This is a genomic window from Pseudomonas fluorescens, assembly GCF_000730425.1.
Classification (GTDB): Bacteria; Pseudomonadota; Gammaproteobacteria; order Pseudomonadales; family Pseudomonadaceae; genus Aquipseudomonas; species Aquipseudomonas fluorescens_X.
In genome coordinates, this window is the sequence record NZ_CP008896.1 from 5,841,869 (window position 1) to 5,856,439 (window position 14,571).

Consider the following 14,571-nt stretch of genomic DNA (forward strand, 5'->3'; position numbering starts at 1 on the left):
ATCTGCAGACTTTTACCGCCCGAGGACCTTTTTCATGAGCATTCTTTGCGTTTATCACGTTGCCACCCCGGACACTCCAAACAAGGTTCTGACCCACGCTGACGATATTGCCGCGACCCTGGCCGAGCAGGGCGTGGGCTTCGAGCGCTGGCCGGCCAACACCCGCATCGAGGCCGGTGCCAGCGCGGCCGAGGTGATGGCGGCGTACCAAACGCAGATCGACAGTTGGATGACAGCACAGGGCTATACGCAGGTGGAGGTGCTGAGTGTGAACGGCGAGCATCCGCAAAAGAGCGCCCTTGCTGCAAGTTTGCGCGATGAATATCGCCAGGATGCCGCCGAAATCCGCTTGTTCGCCGCAGGGCGGGGCTTGCTTGGCTTGCACATCGACGATTACGTCTACACGGTGCTCTGCGAAAAACACGACCTGCTGCGCATCCCGGCGGGCATGTCGCGCTGGTTTGACCTGGGAGAAGAGCCGCGTGTGGTTGCCATCAGCCTGTTCAAGACGGCGTCCGGAGCCGTGGCGCAAGTGACCGGCAGTGACATCGCCCAAGGTTTCCCCGGGTTGGATGATTGACGTTAGTTCACTATCTACAAACTTATTCAATACGCTCAAGTTGGATAAGTTTGTGGGAATGGGCTTTATAGTTTGTAAGTTACAGCTATTTGTCCGTGGGTCGATGTGTTAATCCCAGGCTTTATGTAACTCTCCCGTCGTTGTGCATTTCGTCTGTCAATAGGAGGAGTCCGAATATTGGCAGTGCAAATCAATAAGAGACGCAGAGGTATGCATGAGCAGCCCAGAGGAGCCGAGCCCATCCGTGGATCCTACCCCAGACCAAGCCTGTGAGCAGGCGTCCGTCGATAGAGCCGACGGCGTACAACTGGCGTTGCCGGATAAACCGCTGACAGCCAAGGAGTTGGAAGTACTGCGCTGGGCCACGGAAGGCAAGACCGTATGGGAAATCAGCCGGATCCGTTGTGTCTCACAGGCCACGGTGAAGTTTCATCTGCGCAATATCTACTGCAAGTTGCACGTCAGTAACCGGGTCCAGGCGGTAAGCGAGGCGATCAAGCGTGGCCTGTGCGGGTAAAAAAAGGGCCGTGAAGCACAATGGCTTCACGGCCCCGGGAAACAAACCGGTACTCAGGCCGAGTGGTAGGTCGGCAGGGCGAAACGGTGCTGGCTCTGCAGCATCGAAATCTGCGGCAGCTCACTGGCCTGCTCGGCCAGGTCACGACGAATAGCGCTGATGACCCAGGTCAGTTGGTCAGCCGTGTGCAGTTGCTGGTACGAGATCGAACGCTTGATCTGCTTGCCCTCGGTGTTGCGCAGGGTCAGCAGGATGCCACCATCCGGACGCGGTTGGGTGGTGACGTCGTAGTTGGAGAATACAGAAGCGAATTTGTCTTGGATCAGGCTCATGTCTATCGGCTCCATTGGCTCGTGTTGTGCGGCATGGAGAGATAGGTGCAGTGATTGTGCCAGTATCGTGATTTATAGAAATATCTTATAAATCAATATCTTATAAAAAATAGAAGTTTTCGATTTCGTGCAATATGCATGAATGGCCATCGTGCATCCTGCATTTTGCGTTATAGCTCGGTGACGAACGGTGCTGGGCTCCATTCCTTCGTGGGATACAAAACATTGCAAATCCTGCGTGTACAGCCAAGGAATGGCTGGCGTATTTTCCTGCAAGTCATTTAGGAGCGGTCCTACACCGCATGCAGGCCCGCAGACCCTACGAATAATAAGAAAAAGGACTTCTGTGCATGAGCAATCCGAACAGCGAGATGATTACCCTCGGCATGATGCTGCGTAAGGTGCCGGCCATTGTCAGGGCCCTGCCACGATTGGTGCGTGGTATCCGCGTCGCCAATATCACTGACCCTGACCAGCCGTGCGGGTTGGGCTGGACCTTCGAGCAGGCCACCCAGCGCAATCCCGAGGGCGCCGCGCTGCTGTATGGCGACCGGGTGCTCAGTTACCACCAGGCCAATCAACACGCTAACCGCATTGCCCATCACTTGCAGGCCCAAGGCATTGGCAAGGGCGATGTCGTCGCGCTGTTTATTGAAAACCGTCCCGAACTGCTCCTGACCGTGCTGGCGGTGGCCAAGGTCGGCGGTATCTGCGCCATGCTCAACACCGCGCAAACCCAGGCGGTGCTGGTGCATAGCCTGACCCTGGTCAACCCGGTGGCGATTGTCGTCGGTGCCGAACTGGTCGACGCCTACGATGCGGTGCGCGGGCAGGTGGCGCTGGATCCACTGCGTACCTGGTACGTCCCAGAGCAACAGGCGGCGCCGGTGCCCGCGGGCTATCTCGACCTGATGGCCGCCAGCGCGGACTGCTCGCCGGATAACCCGGCCAGCAGCCAACAGATCTACTTCAACGATCCGTGTTTCTATATCTACACCTCCGGCACCACCGGCTTGCCCAAGGCCGGTATCTTCAAGCATGGGCGCTGGATGAAATCCTCGGCCAGCTTCGGCACCATCGCCCTGGACATGGGCCCTGAGGACGTCGTCTATTGCACCCTCCCGCTGTATCACGCCACGGGGCTGTGTGTGTGCTGGGGCTCGGCGATTGCCGGCGCGTCGGGGTTTGCCATCCGCCGCAAGTTCAGCGCCAGCCAGTTCTGGGACGATGTGCGCACATTCAACGCGACCACCCTGGGCTATGTCGGTGAGTTGTGCCGCTACCTGATCGACCAGCCGCCCAGCGAGCGCGACCGTGATAACCGGGTGGTGAAGATGATCGGCAACGGCTTGCGCCCCGGGGTGTGGGGGCCGTTCAAGGAGCGCTTTGGTGTCGAGCATATCTGTGAGCTGTACGCGGCCAGCGATGGCAATATCGGCTTCACCAATGTGCTGAATTTCGACAACACCATCGGCTTTTCCCTGATGCACTGGGCGCTGGTGGACTACGCCCACGACACTTGCGAGCCGATCCGTGGCAGCAATGGCTTTATGCGTGAGGTGCAGAAAGGCGGGCAGGGCCTGCTGCTGGCCAGGATCGACGACAAGGCGCCGTTCGATGGCTACACCGACCCGGAAAAGAACCGTAAGGTGGTGTTGAGCGATGTCTTTGAAAAGGGCGATCGCTATTTCAACACCGGCGATCTGTTGCGCAGCATCGGCTTTGGGCATGCGCAATTCGTCGACCGCCTGGGCGACACCTATCGCTGGAAGGGCGAAAACGTCTCCACCACCGAGGTAGAAAACATTTTCATGCAGCACCCACAGATCGCTGAGGCAGTGGTCTATGGCGTGGAGATCGCCAACACCAACGGCCGCGCCGGGATGGCGGCGATTACCCCGTCCGAATCCCTGGCTGCCCTGGATATGCAGGCGTTGTTGCAGTTTGCCCAGAGCCAGATGCCGGCCTATGCGGTGCCGTTGTTCCTGCGGATCAAGGTGAAGATGGAAACCACCGGCACCTTCAAGTACCAGAAGGTACGGCTCAAGGAGGAAGCGTTCGACCTGGCCCGGGTCGGTGATGATCCACTGTATGCCTGGTTGCCGGGCACTGATGCCTATGTGCCCGTGACCGCGCAGGTGCTGGCGGATATCCAGGGTGGAAAATATCGCTACTAAGGCACACTGATAGAGCCTGACTATCGCGGCTTTTGGCAGAAAAGGAGTGACAGGCGTAGCGCTGCTCGGGAAACTGACGGCCTTACGCCACACCCCACAGGGAGCCGCAGATGTCAGATCAAGTCAAAAAAATGACCGAAGAAGAAGCCGCCGAATTCGCCGAGCAGGTTTTCGACGTGGCCCGCCGAGGCGATACCGCGCTGCTGGCTGCGCTGCTGGCCAAGGGGTTGCCGGTCAATCTGCGTAATCACAATGGGGACACCTTATTGATGCTGTCTGCCTATCACGGGCACGCCGAGGCGGTGAAAGTGCTGCTGGAGTTCCAGGCCGACCCGCAGATCGCCAACGAGAAGCACCAACTACCGATTGCCGGCGCAGCGTTCAAAGGCAACCTTGAGGTGGTCAGGGCCTTGATCGAAGGTGGTGCCCCGGTCGAAGCTGCATCCACCGATGGCCGCACGGCATTGATGATGGCGGCGATGTTCAACCGCACCGAAATGGTGGAATACCTGATCAGCGTGGGAGCCAACCCCAAGGCGACGGACGCCCAGGGTGTGACTGCCCTGGCGGCGGCCCAGACCATGGGGGCCGCAGACACCGCAGCCCAACTGCAGCAGTTGGCCTGACGCGCGCCCGTAGGAGCCGGCTTGCCGGCGATGGCGATCTCACTGACGCCATCGCCGGCAAGGGGGATTTGTCGCGTTTATCAACCAGTGTTATCGTCGCGCCCCCAAAACCGGCCCCAGCACAGGATGTACCCATGAAAACCGCGCTCATCGAACTCATCGGCAAAATCAGCACCGGACTGATGAGCGACGCCGAGGTAGCGCAGATCGCCGACGAGGCCACCCAGGCCTACGCCGATACCGACGGGTTCCTGGCGGCCAACCCCGATATCAACTACGACGATACCTTCCCCATCCCCCTGGGCGAGTGGATTGTGGTCGGTAGCCTGCCGGAAACGGTGTTGTTCCAGGCCGATACCTACCAGGACCTGTTCGCCCAGATCGTTGCCTCCTTCGGTCCCGACGTTGCGTTCAATCTCAAGCCCAAGCAACTGGCCAAGACCGAAGCGCTGACGGCGCTCAATCGTATCCAGATCCAACTCGGTGCCATGAACCCGGAAAACGGCGGCTATACCCTGATGAACTTCAGTCAGTTGCTCGATGATGAGATCCAGGCAGTGCTGGTGTATGGCAATGACGTGCCACGGGTGATGGAGTTGTGTGCCGCAGTCGGGATCAAGGGCGAGCCGTCCCTGGAAGCCCTGCGTATCGCATTACACGTCTGAAATAAAACGGAACCCTCGCCAGGGCTGGCTATCCTAAGCAGGCAAGCCCTCACTTAGGAGCGACACCATGGGTTCCACATTTAATGGTCTGATCGGGTTGATCATCCTGGCGCTGGATATCTGGGCGATCATCAACGTGTTCAAAAGCGGCGCCAGCACCGGGGCCAAAGTGTTGTGGATCCTGTTGATCCTGCTGTTGCCGGTATTGGGCCTGATTATCTGGGCCATTGCCGGGCCACGGGGCAATGTGCGGATCTGATCCTCGCCTTTTGCAGGAGCCGGCTTGCCGGCGATAGCGGTTTATCCTGGCACGCCGCTATCACCGGCAAGCCGGCTCCTACAGATTTGTGTGTCGAGATATTCGCTGCACAAAATTTTCACACTTCATCCAAGACAATTCTCCCGCTTTATTTTCCTGCCACGGTCCGTCTGTGCTGTCAGGAGCCCTGCGCGATGAGTAATCAATAGCGTTGCTGACGTTGATCGGGCACCATCTGCCCACCGCGTAATACCCTGGACCCTGTGCCTTTATTGGTCGGGGCAGGACGCCGCTGCATTATTTCGCAACTTAAACTTCCAATGGGTCCTCAAACAACATGGCAAACCCGGACGCCCTGAAACAGCAGCGAGCTTCTAATCGCCTGCTGCAACCCACCGTCAAATCCCACCTGGCCTACACGCTGCTCTGCGCCCTGGTCATGATGGTGATGCTTTCCCTGCTGCGCCTGGGATTGTTGATCTACAACCGCGACATGATGCTCGACACCCCGGCCTCGACCTTCCTTGAAGCGTTCGGCAATGGCCTGCGCATGGACTTGCGCCTGGTGGTGTACCTGAGCATCCCGCTGATCCTGGCCCTGTTCAGTGTGCGTGCCATGGCCGCCCGCGGGTTCTTCCGGCTGTGGCTGACCGTGGTCTCCAGCATCGCGCTGTTCCTTGGCCTGATGGAGATGGACTTCTACCGCGAGTTCCACCAGCGCCTCAACGGCCTGGTCTTCCAATACGTCAAGGAAGATCCGAAAACCGTGATGAGCATGCTCTGGTACGGTTTCCCGGTGGTGCGCTACCTGCTGGGATGGGCCGTGGGTACGTTTATCCTGAGCATCGCCTTCAAGGGCGCCGACCGTGCGACGCGCCCCCGTGGGCCGTTCAGCGGCGGTGCTGTCGGTACCCGTCAGGTTGCGCCGTGGTACAGCCGCATCGCGGTGTTCGTGGTCTGCCTGCTGATTGCCGTGGTCGCCGCGCGCGGTACCCTGCGCCAGGGCCCGCCACTGCGTTGGGGCGACGTGTACACCACCGACTCGAACTTCGCCAACCACCTGGGCCTCAACGGTACGCTGTCGCTGATCGGTGCGGCCAAGGCGCGTTTCTCCGAGCATCGCGAGAACGTCTGGAAAGCCACCCTGGAGCAGCCGCTGGCCACCCAGACCGTGCGCGACATGCTGGTGATGCCTGACGAAAAACTGGTCGATGCCGACACCGCCGCCGTGCGCCGAGATTTCACACCGCCCGCCGAGAAGACCCTGCCGATCAAGAACGTCGTGGTGATCCTCATGGAAAGCTTTGCCGGTCACTCGGTGGGCGCCCTGGGCAATGGCGGCAAGATCACGCCGTACTTTGACGAGTTGACCAAGGAAGGCCTGCTGTTCGACCGCTTCTTCTCCAATGGCACCCATACCCACCAGGGTATGTTCGCCACCATGGCCTGCTTCCCGAACCTGCCAGGCTTCGAATACCTGATGCAGACCCCGGAAGGCAGCCACAAGCTGTCGGGCTTGCCGCAACTGCTCAGTGCCCGTGACTTCGACGACGTGTATGTCTACAACGGCGACTTCGCCTGGGACAACCAGTCGGGCTTCTTCAGCAACCAGGGCATGACCAACTTCATTGGTCGCAATGACTTCGTCGACCCGGTGTTCTCCGATCCGACCTGGGGCGTCTCCGACCAGGACATGTTCAACCGTGGCCTGCAAGAGCTGAAGGCACGCGAAGGCGGCAAGCCGTTCTACGCACTGCTGCAGACCCTGTCCAACCACACGCCGTATGCCTTGCCGACACCGTTGCCGGTCGAGCCGGTCACTGACCGTGGTCGCCTCAACGACCATTTGACGGCGATGCGCTACTCCGACTGGGCCCTCGGCCAGTTCTTCGAGAAGGCCCGCAAGGAGCCGTACTTCAAGGACACGCTGTTTGTGGTTGTCGGCGACCATGGTTTTGGTAACGAGCAACAGATCACCGAAATGGACCTGGGCCGTTTCAACGTGCCGCTGCTGCTGATTGCACCGGGCGTGCAGGACAAGTTCGGGGTGCGTGACCACACCGTGGGGACGCAGATCGATATCGTGCCGACCATCATGGGCCGCCTGGGCGGTGAAACCCGCCACCAGTGCTGGGGTCGCGACTTGCTCAACCTGCCGGAAGGCGACAAGGGTTTTGGTGTGATCAAGCCATCGGGCAGCGATCAGACCGTGGCCTTGCTTACCGCTGACCGCGTGTTGGTACTGCCCAAGGAAATGCCACCCAAACTGTGGCAATACGAACTGGGCGCCAACCCTAGCGGCAAGGTGATCCCTGAGTCGGCGGATGAGGCCGAGCTCAAGCGCAAACTTGAGTCGTTCCTGCAAACCGCAACCAAGAGCCTGTTGGATAACACCGCAGGCGTCGTAGACGGCAAGCCGGACTAAACCCGGCGCCGATAAAAAAGAGGCCTTCTTGAAGGCCTCTTTTTTTTGCATCTTGTTTATCGCTGTGGAGTTATATCTTACCCAGCAACAACAGGATCAACAGCACCACCAGCACTGTACCGAGAATGCCCGATGGCCCATAACCCCAGTTACGCGAGTGCGGGAATACCGGCAGGCCGCCGACCAGCAAGAGGATCAGAATAATGATAAGTATGAGACTCATAGTTTGTTTTCCTTATTAGCCTTCTGAAAAGATCGGGTTGTTAATTGTCAGGGCCGTACATTTAAAACGGCCACCTTAATTAATCCGACTCGTGTACTTTGCAGAAAATTCCCTGTTTTTTAATCCTATTTGGTTGCTGGCTTATTTCCTTTTTAATTGTTGCACTGTTTCGCACTTAGTTTAAACAAGATTGAACTTACCCCACGCTCCGGTATCCGACCGGGCTTTTGGTTTGCTCCGGGCATTCAGCAACTTGATGGTGCATGGGGCCGCGAATAACCTTCGCTACACTGCGACGTACTTCTTCCCTGAACCACAAGGCTACTTTCTATGCAAAATCGCATGATGATCACTGGCGCCGGATCCGGCCTGGGTCGCGAAATCGCTCTGCGCTGGGCTCGTGAAGGCTGGCAGTTGGCCTTGTCGGACATCAGTGAGCCGGGTTTGCAGGAAACCCTGGCGCTGGTGCGCCAGGCCGGTGGCGATGGATTTATCCAGCGTTGCGATGTGCGTGACTACAGCCAGCTCACTGCCTTTGCCCAGGCCTGCGAAGTCAAGCTGGGAGGCATCGATGTGATCGTCAATAACGCCGGGGTCGCCTCGGGTGGGTTCTTCAGCGAGCTGTCCCTGGAGGATTGGGACTGGCAGATCGCAATCAACCTGATGGGCGTGGTCAAGGGGTGCAAGGCCTTCCTGCCGCTGCTGGAAAGGAGCAAGGGCCGGATCATCAACATCGCCTCCATGGCGGCCCTGATGCAAGGCCCGGCCATGAGCAACTACAACGTGGCCAAGGCCGGTGTGGTGGCGCTTTCGGAAAGCCTGCTGGTGGAACTCAAGCAACAGGAGGTCGGGGTGCATGTGGTGTGCCCGTCGTTCTTCCAGACCAACCTGCTGGACTCGTTCCGCGGCCCGACCCCGGCAATGAAGGCCCAGGTCGGCAAACTGCTGGAAAGCTCGCCGATCACTGCGTCAGACATCGCCGATTACATCTACCAGCGTGTGGCCGCAGGTGAGTTCATGATCCTGCCCCATGAACAAGGGCGGATGGCCTGGGCCCTGAAGCAGAAAAATCCACAACTGTTGTATGACGAGATGACCAGTATGTCGGAGAAAATGCGCGCCAAGGCTCAGTCGGTCAAAGGCTGAGTGGGATAAACGTTATGTTTGATTATGGAGGGGCTTTTGGGTGATTTGATATTCGTCTGTCAGTAAAGTCAGCTGTGGTTTGTAGGGCAGATCTGTTTATCTGGCAGGTCATTGATGAGCCGAAGGGGAGGGGGCATGGTCGAGGTCCGGTAACTTTCCAAAGGACAAACGCCATGCTGGTACTTAGCCGCGCGGTAGGCGAAATCATATCCATCGGTGATCACATCACCCTGCGCATCCTGGAGGTCAACAACCTCCAGGTGAAACTTGGCGTGGAAGCGCCGGCAGGGGTCAAGGTGCACCGGGCGGAGGTCTACGAAAAGATCCGCCACCTGCAGGAGCACCCCGCGCCTATCCCCTAGTCGAACAGGTGCTTGGGCACATCGTGCTTGAGCAGCAGTTGGCACTGTTCACTCTCAGGGTCGAAAACGATCAGTGCCTGGCCCTTGGTCAGCGCCTGGCGCACACGCAGTACCCGGGTTTCCAGGGGCGTGTCGTCGCCGTTATCGGTGCCGTCGCGGGTGACGAAGTCTTCGATCAGACGGGTCAGGGTGTCGACTTCAAGTGCATCGTGGGGAATCAGCATACAAGCCTCAATGGGTGGGTCCCGGCGATGCTACTGCGCCGGGCCCCTTGTTGCCAGTCTCAGGTTTTCTGCCCGACCAGGCTGTCTACCGAGGGGACACGGGTATCGCTCTCCATTTGCGTCTCGTGCTCCAGTTGATGGCTGAAGCGGTCCAGGGAGCCCTGGGCTGGCTGTGCATCGCTGGCAAACACCGGTGGGCTGAGGATGTAGGCGCCCAGCAGGCGACTCAAGGCCGCCAGGCTGTCGAGATGGGTGCGCTCGTAGCCGTGGGTCGCGTCGCAACCAAACGCCAGCAGCGCGGTGCGGATATCGTGGCCGGCCGTGACAGCCGAGTGGGCATCGCTGAAGTAATAGCGAAACAGATCGCGGCGTACCGGCAACTCATGGTCGCAGGCCAGGCGCAGCAGGTGACGGGACAAGTGATAGTCGTAGGGGCCACCGGAATCCTGCATGGCTACGCTGACGGCATGCTCGCTGGAATGCTGGCCGGGGGCGACCGGGGCAATGTCGATACCGACGAATTCGCTGACATCCCAGGGTAACGCGGCAGCTGCGCCACTGCCGGTTTCTTCGGTGATGGTGAACAGTGGGTGGCAGTCGATCAGCAACGGTTCACCCCTGTCGACGATGGCCTTGAGCGCTGCCAGCAAGGCGGCAACCCCGGCTTTGTCATCCAGGTGACGGGCGCTGATATGGCCACTGTCGGTGAACTCCGGCAGTGGGTCGAAGGCCACGAAGTCACCGACGCTGACTCCCAGGGCGTCGCAATCGGCGCGGGTGGCGCAGTAGGCGTCCAGGCGCAGTTCGATATGGTCCCAACTGATGGGCATCTCATCGACGGCGGTATTGAATGCATGCCCGGAAGCCATCAGCGGCAGGACGCTGCCGCGGATCACGCCATTGTCGGTGAACAGACTGACGCGGCTGCCTTCGGCAAAGCGGCTGGACCAGCAGCCGACGGGCGCCAGCGTCAGGCGGCCATTGTCCTTGATCGCCCGCACGGCCGCGCCGATGGTGTCCAGGTGTGCGCAAACTGCGCGGTCCGGGCTGCTTTTCTGGCCCTTGAGGGTGGCGCGGATGGTCCCGCGCCGGGTCATTTCAAAAGGGATGCCCAGTTCTTCCAGGCGCTCGGCGACGTAGCGCACGATGGTGTCGGTAAACCCGGTGGGGCTGGGGATGGCGAGCATCTCCAACAGCACTTTCTGCAGGTAGTTGAGATCCGGTTCGGGGAGGGTTCGGGTCATGGAAACTCCTGATGAGTTGGGGGCATCGATGGTTTCGATGAGGGTGCCTGCACGGGCCCCATCGTCGGTAACGGCTCCTACAGTTGATTGCGTACCCATGTAGGAGCCGGCTTGCCGGCGGTGGGGCCCGTGCGGGCATGCCTTTACTCAAGCCGTGGGCTGGCTATGGGGAAACAACAAATCCACGAATTTCTGCGCAGTCGGTTGCGGTTCATGATTGGCCAATCCTGCGCGTTCATTGGCCTCGATAAAGACGTACTGCGGCTGGTCGGCGGCCGGCACCATCAGGTCCAGGCCCACCATGGGGATATCGAGGGCGCGGGCCGCACGCACGGCAGCGTCCACCAGGGTCGGGTGCAGGATCGCCGTGACATCTTCCAGGCATCCCCCGGTGTGCAGGTTGGCGGTACGGCGCACCGCCAGTATTTCCCCGCAAGGCAGGATGCTGTCGTAGCCGTAACCCGCCGCTTTCAAGGTGCGCAGGGTTTCGTCATCCACCGGGATCTTGCTCTCGCCGCCGGTGGCTGCCTGGCGGCGCCGGCTCTGGGCTTCGATCAACGCCCGGATCGAGTGCTTGCCATCCCCCTTCACCTGGGCCGGGTGACGGATCGCGGCCGCCACGACTTCAAAGCCGATCACCAGGATGCGCAAGTCCAGGCCTTCATGGAAACTCTCCAGCAACACCCGTGAGTCGAACTGGCGCGCCGCGTCGATGGCGCTTTGCACTTCCTCGATCGTCTGCAAGTCCACGGCCACGCCCTGGCCCTGTTCACCGTCCAGCGGCTTGACCACGATGCGCTGGTGTTCGTCGAGAAACGCCAGGTTATCGTCGACGCTGGCGGCCCGTTGCTGCGACGGCAAGTTCAAACCGGCGGCGCTCAAGACCTTGTGGGTCAGGCTTTTGTCCTGGCACAAGGTCATGCTGACCGCGCTGGTCAGGTCGCTCAACGACTCGCGGCAGCGCACCCGGCGCCCGCCATGAATGAGGGTGAACAGCCCGGCAGCGGCATCGTCCACCTGCACATCGATACCCCGACGATGAGCTTCCTCGACGATGATCCGTGCATAGGGGTTGAACCCTGCCTGCGGCCCAGGCCCGAGAAACAGTGGCTGGTTGATGCCGTTCTTGCGCTTGATGGCAAAGGTGGTGAGGGCGCGAAAGCCGAGCTTGGCATAGAGGCTTTTTGCCTGGCAATTGTCGTGCAATACCGACAGGTCCAGGTAACTCAGGCCACGGCTCATAAAGTGTTCGATCAGGTGGCGCACCAGCACTTCACCGACTCCCGGCCGTGAGCATTGCGGGTCCACGGCCAGGGACCAGAGGCTGCTGCCGTTTTCCGGATCATGGAACGCTTTCTGGTGATTGAGGCCCATGACGCTGCCGATCACCGTGCGGCTGTCTTCATCCTCGGCCAGCCAGTACACCGGGCCGCCGTGATGGCGTGGGGTCAACAGGCTGGGATCCACCGGTGGCATGCCGCGCCCCTGGTACAGGCGGTTGACGGCCAGCCAGTCGGTTGGGTTCTGTACCCGGCGAATACGAAAGCCGCGAAACACCCGGGTTGCCGGCCGGTAGTCGGTGAACCACAGGCGCAAGGCGTCGGAGGGGTCGAGAAACAATTGTTGCGGATCGATCCCGAGGATCTGCTGGGGCGCTGCCACATACAGAGCGACATCTCGCTCCCCCGATTGCTCGTTGAGCAGCTCCAGGGCAAGGCTTGCAGGTTCAGGGAAGGTGTGGCCGATCAACAGGCGACCCCATCCGCAATGCACCGCGATGGGCTGCGCGCTGGGTTCGCTGCCGTCTTCGGCGAAGCGTGCCTGCAGGCGCTCGTAGGACGGCGCCTGGCCGCGTAGCAGGCGTTGGCTGTAGGCCGTGGCATGAGGTTTCATCAATCAGATTCCTTGTTCGCTGAGCCACAGGTTCAAGGCTGCCAATTGCCACAGCTTGGAGCCGCGCAGCGGCGTCAGTTGCCCTTGGGGATCGGTGAGCAGGCGGTCGAGCATCGCTGGGTTGAACAGGCCACGATCCTGGCTCGGGTCGAGCAGCAGATCACGCACCCAGTTCAGGGTATCGCCCCGCAGGTGCTTGAGGCCGGGCACCGGGAAGTAGCCTTTCTTGCGGTCGATAACCTCGCTGGGAATGACCCGGCGTGCGGCTTCCTTGAGCACTTGCTTGCCACCGTCCGGCAGCTTGAATTTGCCGGGCACCCGGGCCGACAACTCCACCAGGCGGTAGTCGAGAAACGGCGTGCGTGCCTCCAGGCCCCAGGCCATGGTCATGTTATCCACCCGCTTGACCGGGTCGTCCACCAGCATCACCGTGCTGTCCAGGCGCAGGGCTTTATCCACGGCGGCCTCGGCGCCGGGTTGGGCGAAATGTTCGCGTACAAAGTCACCGGCGGCGTCATGGGCTGTCAGCCATTGCGGTGCGACGGTCGCGGCATAGTCGTCGTAGCTGCGATCGAAGAATGCTTCGCGATAGGCGGCGTAAGGGTCGCTCGCACCGTCCACCTGCGGGTACCAGTGATAGCCGGCGAACAATTCATCGGCGCCCTGGCCGCTCTGCACCACCTTGCAATGCTTGGCCACCTCCCGGGACAAGAGGTAGAAGGCGATGCAGTCATGACTGACCATCGGCTCACTCATGGCGCGCAACGCGGCCGGCAATTGCTCGATGATCTCGCTTTCGGCGATGCGCAATTGGTGATGCCGGGTGCCGTAGTGCCTGGCGATCAGATCCGAATACTGGAACTCGTCGCCACGCTCGCCGCTGGCATCTTCAAAGCCGATGGAGAAGGTCGACAGGTCCTGCACGCCGACTTCACGCAGCAGGCCTACAAGCAGGCTTGAATCCACGCCGCCAGAGAGCAGCACACCTACATCCACGGCAGCGCGTTGACGAATGGCCACAGCTTCGCGGGTGCTGTCGAGCACGCGGTCGGTCCAGTCTTCCAGAGTCAGGTGCTTTTCATCGTCATGGGGGCCGTAGGGCAGGGTCCACCAGGTTTTCTGTTCGGTGTTGCCGCTGGCGTCGACCCGCATCCAGCTGGCGGGTGGCAGTTTCTCGATACCTGCCAGCAGGGTGCGCGGCGCGGGTACCACGGCGTGGAAATTGAGGTAGTGATTGAGCGCGACCGGATCGAGGAGCGGGTTGATATCACCGCCTTTGAGCAGCGCCGGCAGCGTCGAGGCAAAACGCAGGCGCTGGCCGTTGCGCGACAGGTACAAGGGCTTCACGCCCAGGCGGTCACGGGCGATAAACAAGCGCTGGCTGTCGCGCTCCCAGATGGCAAAGGCAAACATGCCGTTGAGCTTGGGCAGCAAGGCTTCGCCCCAAGCGTGATAGCCCTTGAGCAGCACTTCGGTGTCGCCACCGGAATAGAACGCGTACCCCAGGCTTTCGAGTTCGGTGCGCAACTCGGGGAAATTGTAGATCGCACCGTTGAACGCCAGGGACAGGCCCAGTTGGGCGTCGACCATCGGTTGGGCCGAGCCGTCCGACAGGTCCATGATTTTCAGGCGCCGATGACCCAGGGCAATCGGTCCTTGGGCGTGGAAACCCCAGGCGTCGGGGCCGCGAGGGGCCAGGTGATGGGTGATGCGTTCAATGGCTGCCAGGTCGGCAGGTTGGGTATCGAAACGTAATTCTCCAGCTAATCCGCACATAAATTCCTTACCGGTTTTTCCGTTGGGGAGGGGTAAAAAGTGCCGCGCCAAAACAGCGGGTACCCAGAGACTGACCTAGTGGATTACCTGGAGTTTTAGATCAATCCGTTATAAGGCAAAAG

General features: G+C 60.2%; 15 protein-coding genes. 9 read left to right on the top strand and 6 right to left on the bottom strand.

What is annotated here, in order from left to right; translation table 11 throughout:
- Positions 1-34 precede the first annotated feature (34 nt).
- Both HZ99_RS26325 and HZ99_RS26330 read left to right on the top strand, forming a co-directional pair.
- The gene (locus tag HZ99_RS26325) at positions 35-580 is read left to right on the top strand and encodes a 1,2-dihydroxy-3-keto-5-methylthiopentene dioxygenase (RefSeq protein WP_038447297.1); all 546 of its coding nucleotides are present in this window, start codon (positions 35-37) and stop codon (positions 578-580) included.
- 214 nt (positions 581-794) lie between these two features.
- Positions 795-1,097 (top strand): response regulator transcription factor, encoded by a 303-nt coding sequence (locus tag HZ99_RS26330; protein WP_038447299.1) that lies wholly within the window; start codon positions 795-797, stop codon positions 1,095-1,097.
- A gap of 53 nt (positions 1,098-1,150) precedes the next feature.
- Here HZ99_RS26330 and HZ99_RS26335 read toward each other — a convergent pair whose 3' ends face one another.
- A complete protein-coding gene (locus HZ99_RS26335) occupies positions 1,151-1,429 on the bottom strand; it encodes a DUF3509 domain-containing protein (protein WP_038447301.1) in 279 nt (92 codons plus the stop codon).
- Positions 1,430-1,779: 350 nt separating this feature from the next.
- Between HZ99_RS26335 and HZ99_RS26340 the strand changes: the two genes are divergently transcribed.
- The 5 genes from HZ99_RS26340 to HZ99_RS26360 all read left to right on the top strand — a co-directional run bounded on the left by HZ99_RS26340 (position 1,780) and on the right by HZ99_RS26360 (position 7,581).
- Positions 1,780-3,606, top strand: a complete 1,827-nt coding sequence (locus HZ99_RS26340; protein WP_038447303.1) for a long-chain-acyl-CoA synthetase — start codon at positions 1,780-1,782, stop codon at positions 3,604-3,606.
- A gap of 110 nt (positions 3,607-3,716) precedes the next feature.
- Positions 3,717-4,232, top strand: a complete 516-nt coding sequence (locus tag HZ99_RS26345; protein ID WP_038447305.1) for an ankyrin repeat domain-containing protein — start codon at positions 3,717-3,719, stop codon at positions 4,230-4,232.
- Positions 4,233-4,366: 134 nt separating this feature from the next.
- Complete coding sequence (locus tag HZ99_RS26350; RefSeq protein ID WP_038447307.1) at positions 4,367-4,897, top strand: hypothetical protein; 531 nt, start codon at positions 4,367-4,369, stop codon at positions 4,895-4,897.
- 67 nt (positions 4,898-4,964) lie between these two features.
- Positions 4,965-5,156, top strand: a complete 192-nt coding sequence (locus HZ99_RS26355) for a PLDc N-terminal domain-containing protein (protein ID WP_003172956.1) — start codon at positions 4,965-4,967, stop codon at positions 5,154-5,156.
- Positions 5,157-5,493: 337 nt separating this feature from the next.
- Positions 5,494-7,581: an LTA synthase family protein gene (locus tag HZ99_RS26360; RefSeq protein WP_038447310.1), complete on the top strand. Its 2,088-nt coding sequence runs from the start codon at positions 5,494-5,496 to the stop codon at positions 7,579-7,581.
- A 70-nt stretch (positions 7,582-7,651) separates the two neighbouring features.
- Here the strand turns inward: HZ99_RS26360 and HZ99_RS28200 are convergent, their stop codons facing one another.
- Positions 7,652-7,804 (bottom strand): DUF3309 family protein, encoded by a 153-nt coding sequence (locus tag HZ99_RS28200; protein WP_003216767.1) that lies wholly within the window; start codon positions 7,802-7,804, stop codon positions 7,652-7,654.
- Positions 7,805-8,134: 330 nt separating this feature from the next.
- On the opposite strand from HZ99_RS28200, the gene HZ99_RS26370 reads away from it, so the two are divergent.
- Together HZ99_RS26370 and csrA are read left to right on the top strand one after the other, a co-directional pair.
- A complete protein-coding gene (locus tag HZ99_RS26370; protein WP_038447314.1) occupies positions 8,135-8,950 on the top strand; it encodes an SDR family oxidoreductase in 816 nt (271 codons plus the stop codon).
- A gap of 173 nt (positions 8,951-9,123) precedes the next feature.
- A complete protein-coding gene (csrA, locus tag HZ99_RS26375; RefSeq protein ID WP_038447316.1) occupies positions 9,124-9,312 on the top strand; it encodes a carbon storage regulator CsrA in 189 nt (62 codons plus the stop codon).
- Here the strand turns inward: csrA and HZ99_RS26380 are convergent.
- The 4 genes from HZ99_RS26380 to HZ99_RS26395 all read right to left on the bottom strand — a co-directional run bounded on the left by HZ99_RS26380 (position 9,309) and on the right by HZ99_RS26395 (position 14,449).
- The gene (locus HZ99_RS26380) at positions 9,309-9,536 is read right to left on the bottom strand and encodes a YheU family protein (RefSeq protein WP_038447318.1); all 228 of its coding nucleotides are present in this window, start codon (positions 9,534-9,536) and stop codon (positions 9,309-9,311) included. The genes csrA and HZ99_RS26380 overlap by 4 nt on opposite strands.
- Before the next feature lie 59 nt (positions 9,537-9,595).
- A complete protein-coding gene (locus HZ99_RS26385; protein WP_038447320.1) occupies positions 9,596-10,780 on the bottom strand; it encodes an osmoprotectant NAGGN system M42 family peptidase in 1,185 nt (394 codons plus the stop codon).
- A 147-nt stretch (positions 10,781-10,927) separates the two neighbouring features.
- Complete coding sequence (gene ngg, locus HZ99_RS26390; RefSeq protein ID WP_038447322.1) at positions 10,928-12,673, bottom strand: N-acetylglutaminylglutamine synthetase; 1,746 nt, start codon at positions 12,671-12,673, stop codon at positions 10,928-10,930.
- Between the two features lie 3 nt (positions 12,674-12,676).
- Positions 12,677-14,449 carry an N-acetylglutaminylglutamine amidotransferase gene (locus tag HZ99_RS26395; RefSeq protein WP_038447326.1) on the bottom strand — a complete coding sequence of 591 codons (1,773 nt, stop codon included), beginning with the start codon at positions 14,447-14,449 and terminating at the stop codon, positions 12,677-12,679.
- Positions 14,450-14,571 lie beyond the last annotated feature (122 nt).

Bases quoted from the DNA above. Each gene is read 5' to 3' on its own strand.
- HZ99_RS26345 (WP_038447305.1), top strand. From the start codon at position 3,717: ATGTCAGATCAAGTCAAAAAAATGACCGAAGAAGAAGCCGCCGAATTC.
- HZ99_RS26350 (WP_038447307.1), top strand. From the start codon at position 4,367: ATGAAAACCGCGCTCATCGAACTCATCGGCAAAATCAGCACCGGACTG.
- HZ99_RS26340 (WP_038447303.1), top strand. From the start codon at position 1,780: ATGAGCAATCCGAACAGCGAGATGATTACCCTCGGCATGATGCTGCGT.
- HZ99_RS26360 (WP_038447310.1), top strand. From the start codon at position 5,494: ATGGCAAACCCGGACGCCCTGAAACAGCAGCGAGCTTCTAATCGCCTG.
- HZ99_RS26330 (WP_038447299.1), top strand. From the start codon at position 795: ATGAGCAGCCCAGAGGAGCCGAGCCCATCCGTGGATCCTACCCCAGAC.
- HZ99_RS26395 (WP_038447326.1), bottom strand. From the start codon at position 14,449: ATGTGCGGATTAGCTGGAGAATTACGTTTCGATACCCAACCTGCCGAC.
- ngg (WP_038447322.1), bottom strand. From the start codon at position 12,673: ATGAAACCTCATGCCACGGCCTACAGCCAACGCCTGCTACGCGGCCAG.
- HZ99_RS26335 (WP_038447301.1), bottom strand. From the start codon at position 1,429: ATGAGCCTGATCCAAGACAAATTCGCTTCTGTATTCTCCAACTACGAC.
- HZ99_RS26380 (WP_038447318.1), bottom strand. From the start codon at position 9,536: ATGCTGATTCCCCACGATGCACTTGAAGTCGACACCCTGACCCGTCTG.
- HZ99_RS28200 (WP_003216767.1), bottom strand. From the start codon at position 7,804: ATGAGTCTCATACTTATCATTATTCTGATCCTCTTGCTGGTCGGCGGC.
- csrA (WP_038447316.1), top strand. From the start codon at position 9,124: ATGCTGGTACTTAGCCGCGCGGTAGGCGAAATCATATCCATCGGTGAT.
- HZ99_RS26355 (WP_003172956.1), top strand. From the start codon at position 4,965: ATGGGTTCCACATTTAATGGTCTGATCGGGTTGATCATCCTGGCGCTG.
- HZ99_RS26325 (WP_038447297.1), top strand. From the start codon at position 35: ATGAGCATTCTTTGCGTTTATCACGTTGCCACCCCGGACACTCCAAAC.
- HZ99_RS26385 (WP_038447320.1), bottom strand. From the start codon at position 10,780: ATGACCCGAACCCTCCCCGAACCGGATCTCAACTACCTGCAGAAAGTG.
- HZ99_RS26370 (WP_038447314.1), top strand. From the start codon at position 8,135: ATGCAAAATCGCATGATGATCACTGGCGCCGGATCCGGCCTGGGTCGC.